Raw genomic sequence first — 20,318 nt, 5'->3', positions numbered from 1 at the left:
GTCGCGGCTCAACCGTGCGGCAGTACCACCGCGCGGCCGTTGATGTCGCCGGCGTGCAGACGCTCGTAGGCCGTCGGCGCCTCGTCGAGTGTGAAGGTCTCGACGTGGGAGGAGACCAGCCCCTGTCGCGCCAGCTCGACGACCTCCATGAGTTCCGGGCGGCTGCCCCAGTAGGGGAACGAGGCGGAGACCTCGAACGGCAGCCCGCCGCCGAAGCCGACCGCCAGGGTGCCGCCGCCGATGCCGACGATCGTCACGTCGCCCGCCATCGCCACCGACGCCGCGGCCACCGCGAGCGTCGCCTCGGCTCCCACGAAGTCCAGCACCACTTCCGCTCCCGTCCCGCCGGTGAGTTCCCGCACCCGTGGGGCCGCCGCGCCGTCGGAGAGGAGCGTCTCGTGGGCGCCGACGGTGCGTGCCAGCTCGAGTTTCTCCTCGCTCACGTCCAGGGCGACCACCCTGGCCGGTGTCAGGGCGCGGAGCAGCTGTACGGCGAGGTGACCCAGGCCGCCGACCCCGATCACCACCGCCGTGCTGCCCGGGACCAGCTTGGGCAGTGACTTCCTGATCGCGTGATAGGGCGTCAGCCCCGCGTCGGTGAGCGGGGCGGCCTGCACCGGGTCCAGTCCGTTCAGCGGCATCAGGTGGCGGGGCGAGTCCACCAGCATGTACTCGGCGAGCGCACCGGGGGAGCCGAGTCCCGGCGGCAGGATGCCGAGCCCGGCGGCGCGCGGGCAGCAGTTCTCCTTGCCCTGGGCGCAGTTGTGGCAGTGCCCGCAGCCCCACGGGCCGTACACCGCCACGTCGTCGCCCTCCGCCACTGCCGTGACACCGCTGCCCAGGGCCGCGACCGTGCCGACACCCTCGTGGCCGAGCGTCATCGGCAGCGGGTAGGGGAACTGCTCCTCGGGCCAGCCCATGACCGCCAGGTCGGAGTGGCACAGCCCCGCCGCCGTCACCTTCAACAGCACCTGGCCCGGGCCCGGTTCGGGCACGGGAACCTCGACGACCTCGGGGGCGTGTCCCACCCTCCGGTACTGCACAGCCTTCATGGTCGGATCTCCTTGCTGGTGGCAGGCGGGGTGCCGCTCTCCGTGGGAGTCCCGGCGCCGGCATTCGAGGGGATTCCCTTCCTACGGCGCAGCACGGCAGGCAGGGCGATGCGGCCACCCGTGAGGACCAGCGCCACGATGAGGACCGAGCCGGTGAACAGGCTTGCGGCCCACTGCGCGCTGGTGGCGAGCCCGAGTCCGGTGATGCCCGTGCCGAGCAGGAGGACCGCGAGCACCGTGCCCCAGGCGTTGAAGCGGCCCGCGCGCAACTGGGTCGCCCCGACGAAGGCGGCGGCGTACGCCGACAGCAGATACGGGGTGCCCGCGGTCGGCGAGCCGGATCCGACCGAGGACGCGAAGACGATGCCGGCGAAACCGGAGAGCAGCGCGGAGGCCACCAGGGTCAGAAAGCGCAGCCGGTCGGTGCGCACGCCCTGCAGCCGGGCCGCTTCGGCGTTGAAGCCGGTCGCGTACAACCGGCGCCCGGTGGCGGTGTGTTCCAGCAGGAACCAGATGGCGAGCGCGGCGAGCAGCAGATACAGCACCGGCAGGGTGATGCCGCCCGCGTCCAGTTGGGCGATGCTCGCGAACGGCTTGGCGAGCAGTTGCACACCGGTGATGGAGCTGTCGTTGGTGACCATGGTGATCAGTGACTGGATCAGCGCGCCGGTGGCCAGGGTGGCGATGAACGAGTCGACGCGCAGGACCACCACCACGATCCCGTTGACGACTCCGATCAGCAGCGCGGCGGCCATCGCCAGGGTGATCGCCGCGCCGGGACCGAGTCCGGCGGAGACCAGGAAGCGGGCGGTCAGCACGCTGGTGAGCGACATGGTGTAGGCGACCGAGAGGTCGAAGACGCGTGCGGCCAGTGGCGGTACGACGCTGAGTGCCACCAGGCCGGCCACGGCGTTGCCGTTCAGTACCTGCTTGACCGTGATGGTGGTAGGGAACGTGTCCGGCGCCCACACGGAGAAGAGCACGACGATGACCAGCCACACATATACGGCGCCGATGTTCCGGAACGACAGGGCGGTCACCGCCCGCCGGCCCAGTGCCCCGGGGACGAACACCGCGGACCTTTGCGGTGCGGACGGCGGTAGCTCCGCCGCCCGGGTCGGTGTGGATGTCATGTCAGAGGGTCCCTTCCAAGGCTCATGTCACTCGGTTCCTTCCATGGCGTGCACGAGCGCGGACTCGGTGATGTCCCGGCCACTGATCTCCCGTGCGATCCGGCCGTCGCGCACCACCAGGACGCGGGTGCACAGCGCGAGCAGATCCTGAGTGTCGGAGGAGCACACGATGACGCCCATGCCCTCGTCGGCCTGACGCTCTATCAGGTCGTAAAGCTGCAGGCGGGTGGCGACGTCCACGCCCGCCGTGGGCTCGCACAGCGCCAGCACCGGCGGGCGCTGTGCCAGGCAGCGCGCCATGACGACCTTCTGCTGGTTGCCGCCGCTCAGGGTGGTGATCCGCGCCCCGGGTCCGGCCGTACGCACCCCTACCCGCCTGATCCAGTCCTCCGCCAGGGTGGACTCGCGGCGCCGGTGCAGTCGCCCCGCCCGGGCGCGCAGTCGGTGCAGGAGCGGGAGGGTGAGGTTCTCGCCGACCGAGAAGTCGCCGATCACTCCCTCGCCCGCCCGGTCCGCCGGGACCAGGGGAAGGCCCAGGGCGCCGGCGTCACGCGCCTCGGTCCACCGCTCGGAGCGTTCCGGCAGCCGCAGCCTGCCGCTCACCGGCCCGGCATGGGCCCCGCACACGACGTACGGCACGACCTCGTGGCCGGAGCCGACCAGGCCGGTGATGCCCAGACGCTCACCCCGGGCCAGGTCGAGGTCGACTCCCCGCAGGGGCCCGGCCCACAGGTCACGGACCTCCAGTACCGGGTCGGCGGGACCGGCGGAGGGCCCCGGGCGGTGGTCGGTCTCCGTCTCCTCGCCCGCCATCAGTTCCGCCAGCGAGCGCGGAGTGAGCTCGGCGACCCGGCGTGTGGCGATCCTGCGTCCGCCGCGGATGACGGTGACCCGGTCGGCGAGCGCGAAGATCTCGTCCATCCGGTGCGAGACGTACAGGACGCCGGCGCCGGCGTCGCGGACCTCCCGCACGATGTCGAAGAGGCGGGCCACCTCGCTGGGCGGCAGCACGGCGGTGGGCTCGTCGAGCACCAGGACACCGCGGCCGCCGTCCCAGCCCTGCAGCGCGGCGGCGATGGCCACCACCGCGCGCTGCACCGGGGTCGCCGTCACCAGGGGACGGCGTACGTCGATGCCGAGACCGAACCGTTCGACGAGGGCGGTCGTGCGTCTCTCCATCTCCGGCCAGCGGATGTTGCCGAACGCCGTGCGGGCGAAGCCATGGCTGAGCGCCAGGTTGTCGATGGCGCTCAACTCGCCCACCAGCCCCAGCTCCTGGTGGACGAAGCGGAGCCGGTCGTGGCGGGAGGCCGTGACTTGGCCGAGGTCGAAGGGCTCGCCGTCGAGTTCGGCCACCGCACCCGGCTCCGCGTGGTGGAAGCCGGCGAGGATCTTGATGAGGGTGGACTTGCCGGAGCCGTTGGGCCCGATGAGGGCGTGGATCTCGCCGGGCGCGACCTCGAGATCCACGTCCCTCAGTGCCTGGGTGCCGCCGAATCGCTTCGACAGGGCGGCCACCCGCAGTACTGGCCCGGTCAACTCAGGCCCCAGAGCGCCTTGAACTGCTTCTGGTAGCTCTCGACGATCGGGAAGTCACCGTCGGCGGAAGGCAGGTTGTCCTTGGTCACGAGCATGTTGGGCAGCGCCGCCTTCTGGTCCACGGCCATGGACTGGCCGGTGAAGTGCCGGGCCAGCGCGTCGACCTGGAGCCAGGCCGTCTCATGGGAGTTCAGCGCCATCGCGCCGTCGGTGAGACCGCTCTGGATGTACTGGTAGTTCTGCGCGTCACCGACGTTGACCACGATGTGCTTGCCGGTCAGGCCGGCCGTCTTCAGCGCGGCGGGCACGCCCACGTTGAGCAGGCCCAGGGAGAAGACGACATGGGTCACCTTCGGGTGTGAGCGGAGATACGACACCACGCGGTCCGGCATGTCCTTGCCCACCGCGGTGATCGGCACGTCGACGTTGTCCAGCGCGCAACCGGCGCACCACTTCTTGTAGTTGGCCGCGAAGGAGTCCTTGACGGGCTTGAGGATCGTGTACGCCGGCAGATCGAAGTACACGGTGTTGGCCTGGGCGCCGCTGTTCGACACCACCCATGAGGCGAGCATCCGGCCCTGGATGCCGACGTCCTTCGGCCCGTTCTTCAGCAGGGAGATGCCGTCGCCCACCACGTCGTCGGCGTTCGACTGGATGACGGGGACACCGGCCGCCTTCAGCTGTGCCAACTGCTTGGCGTAGACGGCACGCGGGAAACCGGAGGCGACGACGGCGTCCGGCTTGTCGCGTACGGCCTGTTCGTAGGCCGCCTGGACGGACTCCGGCGTGCCCTGGGTGGCGATCTGCTTCACCTTCCAGCCGAGTTGTCCCGCGGCGCCGGTGAAGAAGTCGGCGAGGTCCTTGCAGGACTGGACGCCGCAGAGGATGAAGTCGATCTTCTTGCCCTTGGGGATCTGCTTGCCGACCGGCTGCGTGACGGAGATCGCGGCCGGGCGCTGCGCGTACGTCTTCAGAGCCGCGCGGGCCGCCGTCAGGCCGGGCGATCCGGGTGCCGCCGCCTGCGAGGAGTCTGCGGCCGGGGTCGTGCCGCTGCCGCACGCCGTCAGGGTGAGCAGGGCAGTGACGGGGACGATCGCGGTGAGGGCGCGGCGGACCGCGCGACCGGGTCTGGAACTCATCGTTGAGTACTCCCGTGGTGTGGCGCACGCAAGAGGTGCTGGGCAATGCAGGGCTGCGTCGATCGCCGACGTGGGGTACGGCGCGGGCCACCGGGGTGAGAGCCCCGGGGCGCTGGGGCCGGGACGGGCAAGACCGTTCCGAACGGAGAAACTTATGAGGCACTACAGCCTCAAGTGGGTCGGAGTGTGACATGCCCCGGCGTGCTTGGGGAGAGGGTCGCCGCAAGAAAATCCAGGATCTCAAGCTGATTCCGCGATGACCTCGGCAGATGCGGGCTCGTTCACCGTCGCGAGTGTTGCTCCCGACCGCAACCGGTAACTACACTCACTCTAAAGTTTCTGCCGGAGGAGAGATGATGGACGAAACATCGGAGCTGGGCACGGCGCGGTGCCCCGGGCCCAGCGTCCAGGACTACCTCGACCAGGACAGCCGCCCTGTTCCCCCCGCCCTGAGGTACGAGCGGAACGACCACCTGGGCAGCGAGGACATCGACACCGCCCGCTTCACCTCCCGCGAATGGGCCGAACGCGAGATGCGGCAGGTGTGGCGCCGCGTCTGGCAGTTCGCCTGCCTGGAGAGCGAGATTCCCGAGGTCGGCGACCACGAGGTCTACGAGATCGGCGACGACTCGCTCATCGTCGTGCGCACGGCCCCCGACGAGATCCGCGCCTTCGTCAACGTCTGCCTGCACCGCGGACGCAAACTGCGCACCGGCGGCGGCAACGTAAGCGAGTTCCGCTGCTCGTTCCACGGCTTCGCGTGGAACCTCGACGGCACGATGCAGACCCCGCCCTGTGCCTGGGACTTCCCGCACGTCACCCCGGAGAAGTTCGCCCTCCCCGAGGCCCGGGTGGCCACCTGGCGCGGCTTCGTATTCATCAACATGGACCCGTACGCGGAGTCCTTCGACTCCTACCGCGGCACCTTCGACGACTACTACATCTGGCCACTGGAGAACCGCTACAAGTCGCTGCACATCGCCAAGGTGCTTCCCTGCAACTGGAAGATCGCGCAGGACGCCTTCATCGAGTCCTTCCACGTGATCGCCACCCACCCGCAGATGCTGCCGTGGCTCGCCGACGCCAACTCCCAGTACGACGTCATGGCGGACCAGCCGAACTGGAACCGGATGATCAACATCCAGGGCGCGCCCAGCCCGCACGTGGCGGAGTCCGTCACGGAGGAGGACGTACTCGAGACGTTCTACGACTCGCGCGCGTTCTACGCCGCGGCCCAGGGCCGTGACCTGGTGATGCAGGAGGGCGACGAACTGCCGGCGATCCCGCCGGGCGGCACCGCCCGCCAGATCCTCGCCGAGCGGATGCGCGCGCAACTGGCGGCCACCTCGCACCAGGACTTCTCGCAGACTGCCGACACCGAACTGCTGGACGCCATCAACTACTTGCTGTTCCCCAACTTCAACCCCTGGGGCGGCGCCAAGTCCAACATCATCTACCGGTTCCGGCCCAACGGCCTCGACCCGGACTCCTGCACCGCGGAGATCATCTTCATGTCGTCCCCGAAGCAGCCCGGCGAGATGCCGCCCCCGGTGAAGATCCGCTGGGTGCCGGAGGACATGCTCTTCGCCGACATCCCCGAACTCGGCGTGCTCGGCCCCGTCTTCGACCAGGACTGCGAAAACCTCCCCTACGTCCAGCAGGGCCTCAAGGCGATGCGCAAGCCGGGCATCACCCTGGCCAACTACCAGGAGAGCCGCATCCGCCACTTCAACCGGACGCTCGACCAGTGGATGGAGAAGTGACCCACCGCGTGGCGGTCAGACCCCTGGGCGTCGAGCTCGAAGTCCTCGACGGCGAGGACCTGTTCACCGCCGCCCAGCGGCTCGGCTACCGCTGGCCCACCGTCTGCGGCGGCAAGGGCACCTGCCGTACCTGCTTCGTCCAGGTGGAGGACGGCGCCGAGAACTGTTCCCCCGTGGGCCCGTTGGAGCGCGAGGGCATCGAAGCCCTGCGCAGGCCGGTGGACGGCCTGACCCGGCTCGCCTGCCAGCTCCGGGTCGAGGGCCCGGTGACCGTGACCAAGCGCGGCGTGCGCCGCCGAGTGCAGTAGTGAGGCCCCATGTCCAAGCAAGTGATCCACCCGCTGACCGGGCATGTGTACCGGCTCACCGAGGACGGACTCGTCGAGGTGACCGACCCCAGGACCGGGGCACAGGGCGTCTTCGACTTCCAGGCCCGGTGGCAGTCGGGCGAACTGCGCCACGCCGACCTTCAGATGGCCGGCTGGGTCGGCCGTCTCGCACAGCGGCGCACCCCGCCTCGGCCGGAGGGGTGACGCCGTGTCCCCGCGCACCACCCGGGTGGTCTGTCTGGTACGCCGCCCCGAAAAGGAGCCGGCCCCCGGTGACTTCACCGTCGAGGAACGCCCCCTGCCGCCCCTCGGTGAGGGCCAACTCCTCGTCCGCAACCTCTACATGAGCGTCGACCCGTCCATGCGCGGGCGGCTGGAGAGCACCGAGAAGCACTACACGCACAACTTCACCCCCGGATCACCGCTCGACGGCCGGGCCCTGGGTGTCGTGGAGGAGAGCCGCTGTCCCGGCGTGCCGCCCGGTGCCTACGTCCGCCACCAACTCGGCTGGCGGGAGCGGGCCGTGCTGGACGGGGCGGACACCGACGGAGCGGATCGCATCGACCCGCAACTCGCCCCGCTGCCCACCTGGTTGGGGCTGCTCGGCCAGACCGGATTCACCGCGTACGTGGGCCTGACCCGGGTCGCGGCGCTGCGCCCCGGCGACACCGTCTTCGTGTCGGCGGCGGCCGGGGCCGTCGGCACCGCCGCCGGCCAGTTCGCGCGCCTGCTGGGCGCGGACCGAGTCGTCGGCACCGCCGGCGGACCGGACAAGTGCGCCCTGCTGGTCAAGGAGTTCGGCTACGACGCCGCCGCGGACTACCGTGCCGAGCCGGTGCGCGACGCCCTGGCCCGGATGGCACCCGACGGCATCGACGTGTACTTCGACAACGTCGGCGGAGAGCAGCTCGCCGCCGCCCTGCACGCGCTGCGGACCGGTGGCCGGGTCGCCCTGTGCGGCATGATGTCGCAGTTCGGCGGCGCCCGACGGACCGTGGACATCAACCATTTGATCCAGGCGGTCCTCAAGCGGCTGACGCTGTGCGGTTTCATCGTCCGCGACCACGACGACCTGCGGCCGGAGTTCGAGCAGCGGGTCGCGGGCTGGCTCGCCGAGGGCCGGATCACCGCGCGCGAGACGGTGGTGGACGGGCTGGAGAACGCCCCGGGGGCGCTGCTGTCCCTGCTCGGCGGCGGAAACGTCGGCAAGATGCTGGTCAGCCTGGGCGATTCCGGCTGAAACGACACCCTTTTCGGCGGACTGAAACGGCGCCCCCGCCCGGGGGCGCCGTTTCAGCGCATGGGGTGTGACGCGGCGACGGTGTGGGCCGTCAGGGAGACCCCGACTCGGGTCAGCCCCGCCACGGCCGCCCGGAAGTCCTTGATGTGCGCGGTGGAGAAGTGCTCGTCGAGGGCCTGCCGGGAGGTCCAGTGCTCGTACACCCGGATACGCCGCTCGTCGGCGGGATCGGCGCTCATGGCGTAGTCCAGACAGCCGGGTTCCTGCTCGCGGGTATGCCGGCCCAGCTCGACGAGGGCTCTCAGCATGGCGTCGCGGTCGGCGGGCTCGTAGTCCATCCAGCCGGCGACGATGATTTCCTCGGCCACGGGATTCCTTTCGCGGTCGTGCCCGCGGGCCCGTCGCCCCGGTGCAGGGGAGCGACGGGCCCGCGGTGCTTCAGATGCCGAGCGGCGCCGGGACGCTGTCCACGGTGACGGTGCCCTGGTCACCGTCGACCGTGATCACCATTCCGTCCCGCAGGCGCTGCGTCCCGCCCTCCACGGAGATGACGGCCGGGATGCCCAGTTCGCGGCAGACCACCACGGCGTGGCTGTTGAGCGCGCCCACGTCCACCACGGCCGCTCCGGCGACCAGGAACAGCGGGGTCCAGGCCGCGTCCGTGATCGGCGCGACCAGCACCTCCCCGGGCTCCAGCGCCTCGCACGAGGCCGGGTCGGTGACCACCCGGACCCGGCCCGTGTAGGTGCCGTGGCTGCCGCCGACACCGCCGAGGACATCACCCTCGACGGCCGCCTGCGTCCGCTCCTCTGCGCGCCGCGGCCAGGTGCCGATGTCGGTCTGCGCGTCCTCCGCGACGAAGAACGGCGGTTCCAGGTCGTGCAGGGCGGCGTACTCCTCGAGCCGCCGCGCGATGACGGGGCCGAAGGACTCCGGCGCGGCGACATAGTCGTCGAGCTCGGTGTCCAGCAGCATCATCACGTCCTCGGGCCGGGCGAAGAGCCCCGCCTCGACGCCGCGGCGACCGAGCTCCCGTACGGCCATGCGGATCTCGTTGACGACGGTGACGCAGTTCGCCTTGGTGCGTTCGCGGGCCGGGATCCACACCTGGGCGGCGTGCATGCCGGCGTCGAACATGGGCTGTGTCTCCTCGGGCAGCACGGCCCGGATCTCCTGTGCTGTCCGCTCGCGCCGTTCGGTCAGCCGTGTCCGGCGGGCGGCGGGGGAGTCGTCGTCGGGACTGTGGCGGATCCGGTCGACCAGGGCCAGCGCCTGGACGGGCGCGGCCTCCCAGGACAGCGCGTGGATGTCCCACTCGTTGGGGCCGCGGTCGCCGGACTCGGCCAGGAACTCCTCGAAGGCGTCGCGGAACGTCTTCACGTCGCCGGTCGCCCCGTCGAGAGCCTGCTCCACGGCGGCCGGACCCCGGTCGAACAGCGCGCTCAGCTCGGCCGAGGCCGCCACCTGCCGTGACAGCGTCCACAGCCCGGTCGAGGGGGAGGCGGAGTCGACGTCGCCGAGACCGCCGATCAGGTCGAGCATGGTGCCGGGGCGGTCCACGCTCGCGCACAGCGGGCCGAGGATCGCCGGTCCGACGGACGCGGGCAGCGAGGACTCGACGTGCCGCTGGAAGGTCGTCTCCACCTCGTCCAGCAACGACCGTGCGTACGCCACCAGTTCGGCCTCCGACAGCCGCGTCAGGTCGGGCCGGGAGCGGCGCAATGCGCGCAGACGCTGCCGGTCTGCGTCGGCCTCCGGGAAGCCGCTCTGGCCGAGCATCCGCTGAAGCGTCCCGCCCGCCTTGGCGGTCAGCTCCTCGTCCTGGTCGTCCGGGTGCGCCAGGTACACCGGAGTGTCGGAGCGCTGTCCGACGAAGGCCGCGTCGATCTGGTCCGCCGTCTGGCCCATACGGATGCCGAACAGCCGCATGTGGGACAGGTTCAGGTAGAAGTGGCCGCCGAACATGCCGACGAACGGCGGTCGGGGGCCGGCCACCTCCTCCTCGCGGTAGATGCCGAACCCGACGAAGCCGCGACGCCAGCCCTGCAGGCCCTGCCCCCAGACCAGGGTCCAGCCCAGCGGGCTGGCGGGTTCCGGCAGGGTCTCGCCCGCGTTGGCGCGGGTGTAGTGCGGCAGCCGCTCACTGCGCTGCCAGTCCGTGATCCAGCTCTTCATGGCCGAAATCTCCCGCTGTCCGTACCCGCGCCTACCACTGCGCCGTTCCGCCGTCGACACTGATCAGTGCGCCGGTGATTCCTGTGCCGGCCTCGCTCGCGAGCAGCGAGGCGACGGCCGCGATCTGCTCCACCGTGGTGATCTTCTTGGTGGCGGCGTGCTCGGCAAAGCGGCTCAGCCACTCCTCGTAGCTGATGCCCTCGGCCTCGGCCGCGGCCGGCCCCGCGGCACGCATCAGGTCGGTGTCGACGGCGCCGGGGCAGATGGCGTTGCAGGTGATGCCCTGGGTGCCGTACTCGAAGGCGGTCGCCTTGGTCAGGCCGTGGATCGCGTGCTTGTTGGTGATGTAGTGGCTGATCCCCGGCTTGTTGGCCTGCTTGCCCTCGACGGAGGAGATGTTGATGACGCGGCCCCAGCCGTGCTCCAGCATCTTCGGCAGCGCCCGGCGGGTGCCGTAGAAGTAGCCGTTGACGTTCAGCTTGAGGGCGTCGTGCCACGCCTCGTCGCTGAGCTGGTGGATGGGGGCGAAGCCGGAGCTGCCGCCGACGTTGTTGACCCAGATGTCGAGCCGGCCGAAGCGTTCGGCGGCGAAGTCGGCGAGCCCCTCGATGTCCTCCTGGCTGTTGGCGTCGCAGGGGTGGAAGACGGCCCGGTCCCCGGCGCCCATCTCCTCCAGAGCCTGCTTGCCCTTGATCTCGGATCGGCCGCTGATGACGACCGTGGCGCCGTCGGCCACGAAGGCCTCGGCGATGGCGCGGCCGATGCTGCGCGTGCTGCCCGTGATCACTGCGACACGTCCGTCGAGGCTGCCCGTAGCCACCATGCTGCTCTCCCGCGAGTGTTGTTGGTTCGTCACCTGGTGGCTCTGGCCGCGTGGGCGCCGTCTTCCAGGTGTTGGTGGATGGTGCGGTGCAAGTGCTGGAGTCCGGGCTCGTTGCGTCCGAAGACGAAATCGGTCCCGTCGAGGGCCTTGAGACCCTGCTGGACTCCGTAGGTGGTCGCGTAGTCCTCGTCGCGGACCACCTCGTGGAACCACTCGCCGAATTGGTCGGCGGCCTGGCACTCCTCCTCGGTGACCGCCGGTTCCCGCAGCAGGATGATCTGCTGGGTCACCGACTCGGTGGCCGTCCGGGGGAGCACCAGGGAGACGGCGATCTTCTGGCGCCAGCCGCCGGCGATCGCGAGACCCGGGAAGAGCCAGTAGATGGGCCCGACACAGTCGCCGGGATCGCGCTGGTCCGGGGGCAGTTCGACCGCCTGCGCGATGGGGCGCAGGGCCGGTGCGATGCGCTGGTGGGGGCCCCAGGTGTCGTGGGCCATCATGTTGGAGAGGTTCGTCTCGAACACCGTCTTCGGGTGCAGCGAGGCGAAGTGGTACGTCTCCAGATATCCGTCGAGGGTGACCTTCCAGTTGGGACTGGTCAGCTCGCTGGTGGCGTAGTGGTGGCACTCCGCCAGCCGCATACCCTCGAGGAGCGGCTGCAGATCGCCCAGCCAGGCGTCCAGGTCGGGCTCGGCCGCCGGGTCCAGCGAGACGAAGACGATCCCCGCCCGCTCCCCGGCCGGAAGCCTGACCAGGCTGCGCCCCTCACGTGGAACGTCACCGAAGGTCTTCTCGGCGTAGACACCCCGCAGTTCGCCGGCCAGGTCGTACGACCACGAGTGGTACGGGCAGGTGAGCCGCCTCGACACCCCGCAGCCGGGCTCGAGGAGCTTGGCCCCCCGGTGCCGGCAGGCGTTGATCATCGCGTGCACGGCGCCCTGGCGGTCCCGGGTGATCAGCACGGGGATGCCGAGCACGTCGATCGCCTTGTAGGTGTTCGGACCGGGCAGCTCGCAGGACATGGCGAGCGGCAGCGGGACGCTCCGGTGGACGGCGTCCGTCTCGCGTTGCCAGCGGTCGGCGTCGAGGTAGTTGGCGACGGGTTCCGTCCACTGGCCGTCCGCCTCGTGCGTCGTGTTGGCGCGGTAGTGCGCCATCACGCGCTCGACGAGTTCGGCGGCCTCCCGCCGCATCGTCAGGGATGCGGCGTCGGTGGACCGGTCCTGGCTGATCCACGAGGAGTATGCGGGGGCCGAGGGCGGGTTGCGGTCGGCGTCTGTCTCCCGGATCTCCGGCGAACTGGTCTGGACCACGATGTCCTCACAATCCTCCCAGCCGCGAGCCGAGACCGGCTTCGGAATGCGACAGCTGGGCTGTGTCCGAAACTGCAACAGGACTTAGTGTGGTCTGTCAATAGAAAGTGGCGAAGTTGCGGCTCGGTCTCCCGTAGGGGTGGGTGCGATGGTCATGGTCCGACCGTTCGAGGTGGGCCTGGTGGTGCGGGACTTGGGGTCGATGGAGCGCTTCTACCGCGACGTGATCGGTTGTCGCCCCGTGCGCCGCTCGCGCGTACCGGTGGCCGTCGGCGGCCCGGCCGGACTGGGCGGCGAGCTGGACGTCGTCTGGCTGCAGGTGCCCTCCGGGGGGTGCATCAAGCTGATTCTTCCCTCGTCGCCCGCGGTGCCGGCCCTCGTGGCGCATCCGCTGGCCGGACGTGCGGGGCTGTCGTATCTCACCTTCCGCGTTGACGACGTGGACCCCGTGGTGGCCGCGCTGGGGGCTGCGGGCGCCAAGCCCCTGTCGGACCCGGTCGTCGTCCGCGCGCACGGTCGGCGGATCACCTTCTGGACGGATCCGGAGGGCAATGCGGTGGAGCTGGTGGACGACCGCGGCGAGGAGTCGGGTCCGGGGCGTAGTAATTAGAGAACCTCTTCAGTAAGGTGCGCGATGCTGGTTACTGTAGAGCGACACTAGAAAGTCCACTTCCGTGGCACACCTCCCTCGGGCGAAGGGGCGGACGATGGCTCAGAAGAAGTCGGCCGATGCGGCCGCACACCAGGTATCCGCGCAGGTCATCAGGGATCTGCACGAGCGCATGGTGCGCATCCGGCTGTTCGAGACCGAGGCGGGCAAACTCATGGAGGCCGGCAAGCTGCCCGGCTTCCTGCACCTGTATGTCGGCCAGGAAGCCGTGGCCGCCGGCGTGATGGCGGCCCTGCGCGACGACGACCAGATCACCTCCACCCACCGGGGCCACGGGCACGCCGTGGCCAAGGGCGTCGGCCTCCGCGAGATGTACGCCGAGCTGTACGGGCGCGTCACCGGCGCCTGCCTCGGCCGCGGCGGCAGCATGCACATCAACGACCTCACCCGCGGCATGCTCGGTGCCAACGGCATCGTCGGGGCGGGCGTCCCGATCGCCGTGGGTGCCGCCTTCGCCGCCCGCTACAAGGGCGAGGACAGCGTCGCCGTGACCTTCTTCGGCGACGGCGCCACCAACATCGGCGCCTTCCACGAGGGCGCCAACATGGCCGCGATCCTCGGCCTGCCCGTTGTCTTCGTGTGCGAGAACAACGGCTACGCCGAATTCACGCCACAGTCGAAGCACATGTTGATCAACGACGTGGCCGAGCGGGCCGCCGCCTACGGCATGCCCAGCGTGATCGTCGACGGCATGGACGCGCTCGCCGTCCATCGCGCCGCCGCCGACGCCGTCGAACGGGCCCGGGCCGGCGAGGGCCCGATGATGATCGAGGCCAAGACCTACCGCTACTTCGACCATCAGGGCGTCAAGGGCCTGCGGCACCCGTACCGCTCTGACGAGGAGGTCGCCGAGTGGAAGGCCCGCGACCCCATCGACCTGCTGGAGACCCGGGCCGTCGCCGACGGCGCCGCGACCCGCGCGGAGCTGGACGACGTATGGCAGCGCACCCGCGACGAGATCGCCGAGGCCATCGCCTACGCCGAGACCAGCCCGCTGCCCGACCCCGCCGACCTGCTGCTCAACGTCTACTCGGGATGACCGCCATGACCACCACCACCGAAGCACCGGCCGTCGCCCCGAACGCCGCGGCCCGCAAACTGACCTACGTCAAGGCCTTCAACGAGGGACTCGCCCAGGCCATGCGCGAGGACGAGAGCGTCTTCGTCGCCGGCGAGGACGTGGCCGGATACGGCGGCGTCTTCCGCATGTTCGACAACCTGCTCGACGAGTTCGGCCCCCGCCGCATGATCGACACCCCGATCTCCGAAGCCGCCCTCGTCGGCCTCGGCGTGGGCGCCGCCGCCCGCGGCCTGCGCCCGGTCGTCGACCTCATGTTCATGGACTTCATCGGCGTCTGCCTCGACCAGATCGTCAACCAGGCAGCGAAGATGAAGTACATGTTCGGCGGCGCGCTGTCCGTGCCGCTCACCATCACCACGGCCTCCGGAGCCGGCCTCGGCGCCGCGGCCCAGCACAGCCAGAGCCTGGAGGCCTGGCTGGCCCACGTGCCCGGCCTCAAGGTCGTCATGCCGTGCGACGCGTACACCGCCAAGGGCCTGACCGTCTCGGCCATCCGGGACGACAACCCGGTCGTCGTCATGCTCAACAAGGTCCTGCTCGGCAGCACCAGCGAGGTGCCCGAGGAGATCTACGGCATCCCGCTGGGTCAGGCGCACATCGCGCGCCAGGGCAGCGATGTCACCGTGATCGCCCTGGGCCGCATGGTGGGGGAGGCCCTCGCGGCGGCCGACGAACTCGCGGCCGAGGGCGTCGAGATCGAGGTGATCGACCCGCGCACCGTGCAGCCCTTGGACACCGAGACGATGTTCGCCTCCGTCCGTCGCACCAACCGGGTGCTCGTGGTGCACGAGGCCGTCACCTTCGGCGGGCTCGGCGCGGAGATCGCCGCCCAGATCCAGGACGCAGCCTTCGACCACCTGGACGCGCCGGTGCTGCGCATCGGCGCCCCCTTTTCGCCCGTTCCCTTCTCCCCGGTCCTGGAGAAGGCGTACGTCCCCGATCGCACCCGGATCGCCCAGGGCTGCCGGCGTCTCCTCGAAAGGTCGTGACCGACGTGGCGGTCGAGGTTCTGCTGCCGAAGATCGGCCTGACCATGCAGGAAGGCACGATCGACGAATGGCTCGTGCCCACCGGCGCCGCCGTCGCGGAGGGCGACGCCCTGCTGCGGCTGGCCACCGACAAGGTCGACGTGGACGTCGAGGCGGAGGCCGGGGGACTGTTCCACCCGGTGGTCGCGGCCGGGGCCACCGTCCCGGCCGGGGCCCTCATCGGCTGGCTGCTGGCCGAGGGCGAACAGCCACCGGACCCGGCGGGCACGCCCACGCCGGTCGGGTCGGGGACCACTGCGCCCGCTCCCGACGCCGGCGCGGCGCCCTCCGTGAACGGCACGGGTGAGAAGGGCATCGGTGACCGGCTTCTGTCCTCACCGAACGCCCGGAGGGTCGCCGCGGCTGCCCACGTCGACCTCACCGCCGTACGGGGCACCGGTCCCGGCGGACGGATCGTCTCCGAGGATGTGGAGGAGTTCCTTGCGGCCCTCCCCGGCGACCTCGTCACCGTCGTACCGTCGGGCGCCACCCCCGCCTCACCGCTGGTCCGCAAGCTGGCGAAGGAGCGGGGCATCGATCTCTCCGAGGTGAACGGCACCGGGCCCGGCGGCCGGATCCGCAGGGCGGATCTGGATGGCGTCACTCCGGTACCCGAAGCCGCTCCCGTTCGTCCCAGCAAGGTCATCCCGCTCACCGGGATGCGCGGCACCATCGCCCGCAGGATGCACGCCAGCCTCCAGGAGATGGCGCAGCTGACGCACGGCTACGAGGTGCGGATGGACGCCGTGGTGTCCCTGCGGGACCGGCTCAAGGAGGAGTGGGCCGGCAGCGATCTGCCGGTGCCCAGCATCAACGACTTCCTGCTGAAGGCCGCGGCCCTGGCCCTGCGCGAGCACCCGCTGCTCAACGCGACGGTGCGGGAGGACGCCATCCATCTGCTCGACGAGGTCCACCTGGGGTTCGCGGTGGCCGTTCCGGGCGGCCTGATGGTCCCCGTGATCGAGGACGCCGTGGCGCTGCCACTGCCCGAGGTCGCCCGCCGGTCGAGGTCACTGGCCCAGGCTGCACGCGAAGGACGGATCTCGCCCGCGCGGCTGGAAGGGGCCACCTTCACGGTCACCTCGCTCGGCGGATACGGCGTCGACTTCTTCACCCCCGTGATCAACCCCGGCAACGTCGCCATCCTCGGCGTGGGCCGGCTCAGGGACGGCGTCGAGTGGGTGGACGACCGGCCACTGCGCACGCGGGTGCTCACCCTCAGCCTCACCTTCGACCACCGTGCCGTCGACGGGGCACCCGCCGCCGAATATCTGCGCACCGTAGGTGAGTTGCTGAGCAAGCCCCTCCGCCTGCTGGTGTGATCCGAGGCCTACGTGGCCGGGTCGGCGATCCGCTCCGCGAGGTTGCCGACCTCGCGGACGAAGGAGCGGTGCCCCAGAGACCGGTAGACGTCGTCACCCCGGACCTGCGAGATCGCCGCGGTCTCCAGCAGCGCCAGCAGGCCCAGGCCGATCACCGCCGCCTCGGCGTCGGAGACCGGCCCGTGGGCCTTGCGGACCAGCCGTACCAGTTCGTCCAGCAGTCCGGCACGGCTCTCCTGGCGTAGCGCCTCCGCATCCTGGCTCATGCCGGCCGACGACACGAAGAAGACGGTGGCGGCGGACCGGTGTTCGCCCAGCCAGGCCAGCAGCGAGGTGATCGCCGTGCCGATGTCCGAGCCGGGTTCGTGGGCCTGAGTGAGTGCCTGCAACTGCTCGCGCAGTGCGGCGGCGAACACCCGCATCCCCTCCGCCAGGACCTGGTCCTTGGAGGAGAAGTGGTAGTACACCGCTGCCGAGGTCATCTCCGCACGCGCGGCGATGTCGGCCACCGTCACCTCGTCCGGCGGCTGGGTGGCGAACAGCTCCGTGGCTGCGTCGATCACCCACTGCTTGCGCGACGGACGATGAGCGGCGCGGGTTCCGGATGTCGTCATGGTGTCAAGTATGCCGGGACCCGGTGCTCCGGAGGTGCTTGTGTAGCAGGAATTATGCCGTCGGGCGGGAGTAGTAACTGGATACAATGGTCAGTACGCAGGGCCCACGGACGCGGGTTCACGGCAGTCGGCAGGGAGCATGATGGCCACCACGAAGAACGGCAAGCAGCCCGCCCACCGGCCCTCGCGGCGGCAGCACATCATCTCCGCCGCCGTGCGGGTGTTCGGCCGCAACGGATTCGCGGAGACCAGCATCCAGGACATCGCGGACGAGGCACAGGTGGTGCCCACCGCCGTCTACTACCACTTCGACGGCAAAGAGGAGTTGCTCGAACTCGCGATGCGACGGGTCTTCGACCATCTGAACGCGGTCGTGGAGGCGGCGCGTCCGGAGTCCGAGCCGGGTGATGCGGAGGGCCTGGTCCGCGTCATCGACGCGGTGTGGGACTGGGTGGAGCAGAACCCGGACGAGGCCCGTCTGTACCAGGTCCAGGTAGCCTCCGCCAACGGCAGCGTCAAGGTGCTGCGGGACGAGTTCGAGCAGCGGCACATCCAGCGTGGCTACGACTATCTGCCCGAGGGCACGACTCGCAGCCCCCGGGCGGCGAAGGCCCGGCACGCGGGGCAGGCCCTCGCGGTCCGCACACTGATCAGCACGACCATGCTCGTCACGGCGCTGCGGGCGGAGGGCGGACCGCTGTCCCAGTTGCCCTCCCGGTCCGTGCTGGAGGCGGTCAGGGCGCTGGCGCTGCGCATCGTCGGCGCCGAGGAGAAGCCGGCCCCGTCCCGGCCCTGAGGCGGTTCACCAGGGCAGCGGACTGCGGTCGGCGAACAGCCCGCCCGTCGTCTCGTCGCCTTCGGGAAGGGTCGCCAGCCAGACCGGGGTGTCCGCCCCTTCCTCCGGGCCGCGCGGGGCGGACGGCCCGCCCATGCCGCTGCGGGTCCAGCCGGGGTCGGCGGCGTTGACCAGCACGCCCGTGCCGGACAGCTCGGCGGCGAGCATACGGGTCAGGGCGTTGAGCGCCGTCTTGGAGATCCGGTAGGCGGGGTGCCGACCGGAGTCCATCAGCGCCAGCGAACCGTAGGAGCTGGTGACGTTCACGACCCGCCCGTAGCCGGCTTCCACCATGCCCGGGACGACGGCCTCGGCCACCCGCCAGGCGCCGGTGAGGTTCGTGTCCAGGGTCGCCCGCAGGATGTCCTCATCGACATACGGGGGCCGCAGTTCCCGGTCCAGGGACACGCCCGCGTTGTTCACCAGCACGTCGATCCCACCGGTCAGCCCCGTTGCCTCCCGGACCGCTTGCGTGACGCTCTTCGCGGACGTCACGTCCAGGGCCAGCGGCAGCGCCGCCGGGCCGATGACGCGGCACGCCTCCTCGGCGGCCTCCCGTCCTCGCGCCCCGACCAGGACCCGCAGCCCCTGGTCCGCGAGCTGTCGGCACATCTCCAGGCCGATCCCGCGTGCCCCGCCGGTCACCAGTGCCGTCTTCTCGCCGTGCCGCATGGCTCGCTCGCCGCCTCTCACACCGTCAGGACCGAGCACGCGCTGATCCCGGGCGCCCCGTACACATGGGTGAAGCCCACCCGGGGGGCACCCGGCACCTGCACACCGGGCGCCCGGCCCTGCAACTGCCGTACGACTTCGTGGAACTGCCGCAGCCCGGAGGCGCCGACGGGCTCTCCGCCGGCCAGGCAGCCGCCGTCGGTGTTGACCGGTATCCGGCCCGTCGGATCGGTCTCCCCGGCGGACAGCAGCTCCTCCTGCTCGCCGTGACCGCACAGCCCGGTCTCCGCCAGGTGGATCAGCTCCGAGCCGCTGTCGGTGTCCTGCAACTGGGCGACCTGCACGTCCGCGGGCCGCACCCCTGCCGCGCGGAAGGCCGCCTCCGCGGCGTCGACGCTGGGGCTGTGGTGGGGTCCCGGCGGCAGCCAGGGGGAGAACACCTCGAACGAGCCGAACCGCCGGGTCCGGAAGGCCAACGACGCCAGCTTCACCGGCCGTTCGCACAGGTCGAAGGCGCGGTCGCCGCGCGCCAGCACCAGCGCGGCCGCGCCCTGACCGGGGGAACAGAACATGTACTGGGTGAGCGGGGGACTGACCTCGGCGGAGTCCAGGATCTCCGGTTCCGTCAGCGGCTTGCGCCGCCAGGCCAGGGGGTGGTGCGAGCCGTTGCGGAAGGCCCGCGCGGCGACCATCGCCAGCGCCCGCTCCGAGATCCCGTGCTCGTACAGGTATCGCTGGGTCTTGAGGGCGAAGAACTGTGTGGTGAGCATCATGCCGGTCTCGGCGTACCAGTCGCCCAGACCGTAGCGGGCCGCGGAGACGTGGAACGCGCCCCGCTCGTGCTTGTCGAACCCCACCGCCAGTCCGAGCGAGGCCTCGCCCGCGCGCAGCGCGTTGGCCACCGCGAGCACGGTGGAGGCGCCGGTCGCGCAGCCGTTCTGCACATTGACGAAGGGCACACCGGTCAGGCCCAGGCGGCCCACCAGCGTGTCGGGCTTGCCGGACACGTCGGAGCCGCCGGCCGCGTAGCCGATGTCCTCCCAGGCGACACCGGCGTCGGCCAGCGCCTCGCGTATCGCACGCTCGGCCATGTCCATGCCGGTGACGCTCTCGTCGCGGCCGAAGGGATGCATCCCGCACCCGACCACGTACACCTCGTCCGTCCGGCTCATCGCTCCCCGTTCGGGTCCGGACGGAACGCGAAGGTCACGACCTCGGTTCCGTCCTCGTCCTGGTACGCGGGCACCGTGGTGAGCCGGACCGGCAGACCGATCCGTATCTCCGCGCGGGGAACCGCCAGCAGCGCCTCGACCAGCACCTCACCGAGGTCCACGTAGCCCACGTGGTAGGGCCGGTGACCGCCGGACGGCGGGCGGTACGGCGGCTTCGGCGCAAAGGCCTGGAGCGTCCACGACCACACGCGCCCGCTCACGGGCAGCACATGCGCGGACATGGCGCCGTCCGAACACTTGGGGCACGAGTCCTGCCGGGGGAAGACCACGGTCGTGCACGCGGAGCAGCGCGCGCCCGCGAGACGCGGTGGATCCCCGTCGTCGAACAACACCTCGTCGATGAGTCTGGTGGTCATGC

At 70.7% G+C, this 20,318-nt stretch carries 21 protein-coding genes; 9 read left to right on the top strand and 12 right to left on the bottom strand.

The features are described from left to right. Positions 1-8: 8 nt before the first annotated feature. The 4 genes from ACZ69Q_RS12085 to ACZ69Q_RS12070 are packed head-to-tail and all read right to left on the bottom strand — an operon-like array spanning position 9 to position 4,863. Positions 9-1,052, bottom strand: coding sequence for an NAD(P)-dependent alcohol dehydrogenase (locus ACZ69Q_RS12085; protein ID WP_471040516.1), 1,044 nt, complete (start codon positions 1,050-1,052; stop codon positions 9-11). Then, positions 1,049-2,185, bottom strand: coding sequence for an ABC transporter permease (locus ACZ69Q_RS12080; protein ID WP_471040514.1), 1,137 nt, complete (start codon positions 2,183-2,185; stop codon positions 1,049-1,051). Before ACZ69Q_RS12080 ends, ACZ69Q_RS12085 begins: the two co-directional genes overlap by 4 nt. Before the next feature lie 27 nt (positions 2,186-2,212). After that, complete coding sequence (locus tag ACZ69Q_RS12075; protein ID WP_471040512.1) at positions 2,213-3,724, bottom strand: sugar ABC transporter ATP-binding protein; 1,512 nt, start codon at positions 3,722-3,724, stop codon at positions 2,213-2,215. After that, positions 3,721-4,863 carry a sugar ABC transporter substrate-binding protein gene (locus ACZ69Q_RS12070; RefSeq protein ID WP_471040509.1) on the bottom strand — a complete coding sequence of 381 codons (1,143 nt, stop codon included), beginning with the start codon at positions 4,861-4,863 and terminating at the stop codon, positions 3,721-3,723. The genes ACZ69Q_RS12075 and ACZ69Q_RS12070 overlap by 4 nt, the downstream gene beginning before the upstream one ends. 356 nt (positions 4,864-5,219) lie before the next feature. On the opposite strand from ACZ69Q_RS12070, the gene ACZ69Q_RS12065 reads away from it, so the two are divergent. The 4 genes from ACZ69Q_RS12065 to ACZ69Q_RS12050 are packed head-to-tail and all read left to right on the top strand — an operon-like array spanning position 5,220 to position 8,195. Next, a complete protein-coding gene (locus ACZ69Q_RS12065; RefSeq protein ID WP_471040506.1) occupies positions 5,220-6,626 on the top strand; it encodes an aromatic ring-hydroxylating oxygenase subunit alpha in 1,407 nt (468 codons plus the stop codon). Positions 6,627-6,634: 8 nt separating this feature from the next. Further along, positions 6,635-6,934, top strand: a complete 300-nt coding sequence (locus tag ACZ69Q_RS12060) for a 2Fe-2S iron-sulfur cluster-binding protein (RefSeq protein ID WP_471040503.1) — start codon at positions 6,635-6,637, stop codon at positions 6,932-6,934. A gap of 9 nt (positions 6,935-6,943) precedes the next feature. Beyond that, on the top strand, positions 6,944-7,159 hold the full coding sequence (locus ACZ69Q_RS12055) for a transposase (RefSeq protein ID WP_190152981.1): 216 nt from the start codon (positions 6,944-6,946) through the stop codon (positions 7,157-7,159). A gap of 4 nt (positions 7,160-7,163) precedes the next feature. Continuing rightward, entirely contained in the window at positions 7,164-8,195 is a 1,032-nt protein-coding gene (locus ACZ69Q_RS12050; RefSeq protein ID WP_471040499.1) for an NADP-dependent oxidoreductase, read from the top strand. A 53-nt stretch (positions 8,196-8,248) separates the two neighbouring features. Here ACZ69Q_RS12050 and ACZ69Q_RS12045 read toward each other — a convergent pair whose 3' ends face one another. The 4 genes from ACZ69Q_RS12045 to ACZ69Q_RS12030 all read right to left on the bottom strand — a co-directional run bounded on the left by ACZ69Q_RS12045 (position 8,249) and on the right by ACZ69Q_RS12030 (position 12,506). Next, a complete protein-coding gene (locus ACZ69Q_RS12045; RefSeq protein WP_471040496.1) occupies positions 8,249-8,563 on the bottom strand; it encodes a putative quinol monooxygenase in 315 nt (104 codons plus the stop codon). A 70-nt stretch (positions 8,564-8,633) separates the two neighbouring features. Beyond that, the gene (locus ACZ69Q_RS12040) at positions 8,634-10,370 is read right to left on the bottom strand and encodes a PEP-utilizing enzyme (RefSeq protein ID WP_471040494.1); all 1,737 of its coding nucleotides are present in this window, start codon (positions 10,368-10,370) and stop codon (positions 8,634-8,636) included. A gap of 31 nt (positions 10,371-10,401) precedes the next feature. Then, the gene (locus ACZ69Q_RS12035) at positions 10,402-11,193 is read right to left on the bottom strand and encodes an SDR family NAD(P)-dependent oxidoreductase (protein ID WP_471040492.1); all 792 of its coding nucleotides are present in this window, start codon (positions 11,191-11,193) and stop codon (positions 10,402-10,404) included. 29 nt (positions 11,194-11,222) lie between these two features. After that, complete coding sequence (locus tag ACZ69Q_RS12030) at positions 11,223-12,506, bottom strand: aromatic ring-hydroxylating oxygenase subunit alpha (RefSeq protein WP_471040489.1); 1,284 nt, start codon at positions 12,504-12,506, stop codon at positions 11,223-11,225. A gap of 154 nt (positions 12,507-12,660) precedes the next feature. Between ACZ69Q_RS12030 and ACZ69Q_RS12025 the strand changes: the two genes are divergently transcribed. The 4 genes from ACZ69Q_RS12025 to ACZ69Q_RS12010 all read left to right on the top strand — a co-directional run bounded on the left by ACZ69Q_RS12025 (position 12,661) and on the right by ACZ69Q_RS12010 (position 16,607). Further along, positions 12,661-13,116, top strand: coding sequence for a VOC family protein (locus ACZ69Q_RS12025; protein ID WP_471040486.1), 456 nt, complete (start codon positions 12,661-12,663; stop codon positions 13,114-13,116). Positions 13,117-13,213: 97 nt separating this feature from the next. Beyond that, positions 13,214-14,215 (top strand): thiamine pyrophosphate-dependent dehydrogenase E1 component subunit alpha, encoded by a 1,002-nt coding sequence (locus ACZ69Q_RS12020; protein ID WP_471040483.1) that lies wholly within the window; start codon positions 13,214-13,216, stop codon positions 14,213-14,215. A gap of 5 nt (positions 14,216-14,220) precedes the next feature. Continuing rightward, positions 14,221-15,246: an alpha-ketoacid dehydrogenase subunit beta gene (locus ACZ69Q_RS12015; RefSeq protein ID WP_471040480.1), complete on the top strand. Its 1,026-nt coding sequence runs from the start codon at positions 14,221-14,223 to the stop codon at positions 15,244-15,246. Beyond that, a complete protein-coding gene (locus tag ACZ69Q_RS12010; RefSeq protein WP_471040478.1) occupies positions 15,243-16,607 on the top strand; it encodes a 2-oxo acid dehydrogenase subunit E2 in 1,365 nt (454 codons plus the stop codon). Before ACZ69Q_RS12015 ends, ACZ69Q_RS12010 begins: the two co-directional genes overlap by 4 nt. A gap of 8 nt (positions 16,608-16,615) precedes the next feature. On the opposite strand, the gene ACZ69Q_RS12005 is transcribed toward ACZ69Q_RS12010, so the two are convergent. Further along, positions 16,616-17,221: a TetR/AcrR family transcriptional regulator gene (locus ACZ69Q_RS12005; RefSeq protein WP_471040476.1), complete on the bottom strand. Its 606-nt coding sequence runs from the start codon at positions 17,219-17,221 to the stop codon at positions 16,616-16,618. 139 nt (positions 17,222-17,360) lie between these two features. On the opposite strand from ACZ69Q_RS12005, the gene ACZ69Q_RS12000 reads away from it, so the two are divergent. Then, complete coding sequence (locus ACZ69Q_RS12000; RefSeq protein ID WP_471040473.1) at positions 17,361-18,017, top strand: TetR/AcrR family transcriptional regulator; 657 nt, start codon at positions 17,361-17,363, stop codon at positions 18,015-18,017. Positions 18,018-18,023: 6 nt separating this feature from the next. Here the strand turns inward: ACZ69Q_RS12000 and ACZ69Q_RS11995 are convergent, their stop codons facing one another. From ACZ69Q_RS11995 to ACZ69Q_RS11985, 3 genes are read right to left on the bottom strand one after another with little or no spacing between them, the layout of a single operon-like run. Continuing rightward, on the bottom strand, positions 18,024-18,728 hold the full coding sequence (locus ACZ69Q_RS11995) for an SDR family NAD(P)-dependent oxidoreductase (protein WP_471040470.1): 705 nt from the start codon (positions 18,726-18,728) through the stop codon (positions 18,024-18,026). A gap of 17 nt (positions 18,729-18,745) precedes the next feature. Beyond that, positions 18,746-19,900 carry a thiolase family protein gene (locus ACZ69Q_RS11990; RefSeq protein WP_471040467.1) on the bottom strand — a complete coding sequence of 385 codons (1,155 nt, stop codon included), beginning with the start codon at positions 19,898-19,900 and terminating at the stop codon, positions 18,746-18,748. Next, positions 19,897-20,316, bottom strand: a complete 420-nt coding sequence (locus ACZ69Q_RS11985; RefSeq protein WP_471040464.1) for a Zn-ribbon domain-containing OB-fold protein — start codon at positions 20,314-20,316, stop codon at positions 19,897-19,899. The genes ACZ69Q_RS11990 and ACZ69Q_RS11985 overlap by 4 nt, the downstream gene beginning before the upstream one ends. Between the last annotated feature and the right edge of the window lie 2 nt (positions 20,317-20,318).

Source organism: Streptomyces sp. NPDC036764 (assembly GCF_055609385.1).
The sequence above is the reverse complement of the archived record's forward strand: the minus strand, read 5'-3'. Positions and strand labels throughout refer to the sequence as shown.

Excerpts from the sequence above, each read along its gene's own strand:
- ACZ69Q_RS12085 (WP_471040516.1), bottom strand. The coding sequence starts at position 1,052 with ATGAAGGCTGTGCAGTACCGGAGGGTGGGACACGCCCCCGAGGTCGTC.
- ACZ69Q_RS12080 (WP_471040514.1), bottom strand. The coding sequence starts at position 2,185 with ATGACATCCACACCGACCCGGGCGGCGGAGCTACCGCCGTCCGCACCG.
- ACZ69Q_RS12070 (WP_471040509.1), bottom strand. The coding sequence starts at position 4,863 with ATGAGTTCCAGACCCGGTCGCGCGGTCCGCCGCGCCCTCACCGCGATC.
- ACZ69Q_RS12065 (WP_471040506.1), top strand. The coding sequence starts at position 5,220 with ATGGACGAAACATCGGAGCTGGGCACGGCGCGGTGCCCCGGGCCCAGC.
- ACZ69Q_RS12055 (WP_190152981.1), top strand. The coding sequence starts at position 6,944 with ATGTCCAAGCAAGTGATCCACCCGCTGACCGGGCATGTGTACCGGCTC.
- ACZ69Q_RS12040 (WP_471040494.1), bottom strand. The coding sequence starts at position 10,370 with ATGAAGAGCTGGATCACGGACTGGCAGCGCAGTGAGCGGCTGCCGCAC.
- ACZ69Q_RS12035 (WP_471040492.1), bottom strand. The coding sequence starts at position 11,193 with ATGGTGGCTACGGGCAGCCTCGACGGACGTGTCGCAGTGATCACGGGC.
- ACZ69Q_RS12025 (WP_471040486.1), top strand. The coding sequence starts at position 12,661 with ATGGTCCGACCGTTCGAGGTGGGCCTGGTGGTGCGGGACTTGGGGTCG.
- ACZ69Q_RS12020 (WP_471040483.1), top strand. The coding sequence starts at position 13,214 with ATGGCTCAGAAGAAGTCGGCCGATGCGGCCGCACACCAGGTATCCGCG.
- ACZ69Q_RS12015 (WP_471040480.1), top strand. The coding sequence starts at position 14,221 with ATGACCACCACCACCGAAGCACCGGCCGTCGCCCCGAACGCCGCGGCC.
- ACZ69Q_RS12005 (WP_471040476.1), bottom strand. The coding sequence starts at position 17,221 with ATGACGACATCCGGAACCCGCGCCGCTCATCGTCCGTCGCGCAAGCAG.
- ACZ69Q_RS12000 (WP_471040473.1), top strand. The coding sequence starts at position 17,361 with ATGATGGCCACCACGAAGAACGGCAAGCAGCCCGCCCACCGGCCCTCG.
- ACZ69Q_RS11995 (WP_471040470.1), bottom strand. The coding sequence starts at position 18,728 with ATGCGGCACGGCGAGAAGACGGCACTGGTGACCGGCGGGGCACGCGGG.
- ACZ69Q_RS11990 (WP_471040467.1), bottom strand. The coding sequence starts at position 19,900 with ATGAGCCGGACGGACGAGGTGTACGTGGTCGGGTGCGGGATGCATCCC.
- ACZ69Q_RS11985 (WP_471040464.1), bottom strand. The coding sequence starts at position 20,316 with ATGACCACCAGACTCATCGACGAGGTGTTGTTCGACGACGGGGATCCA.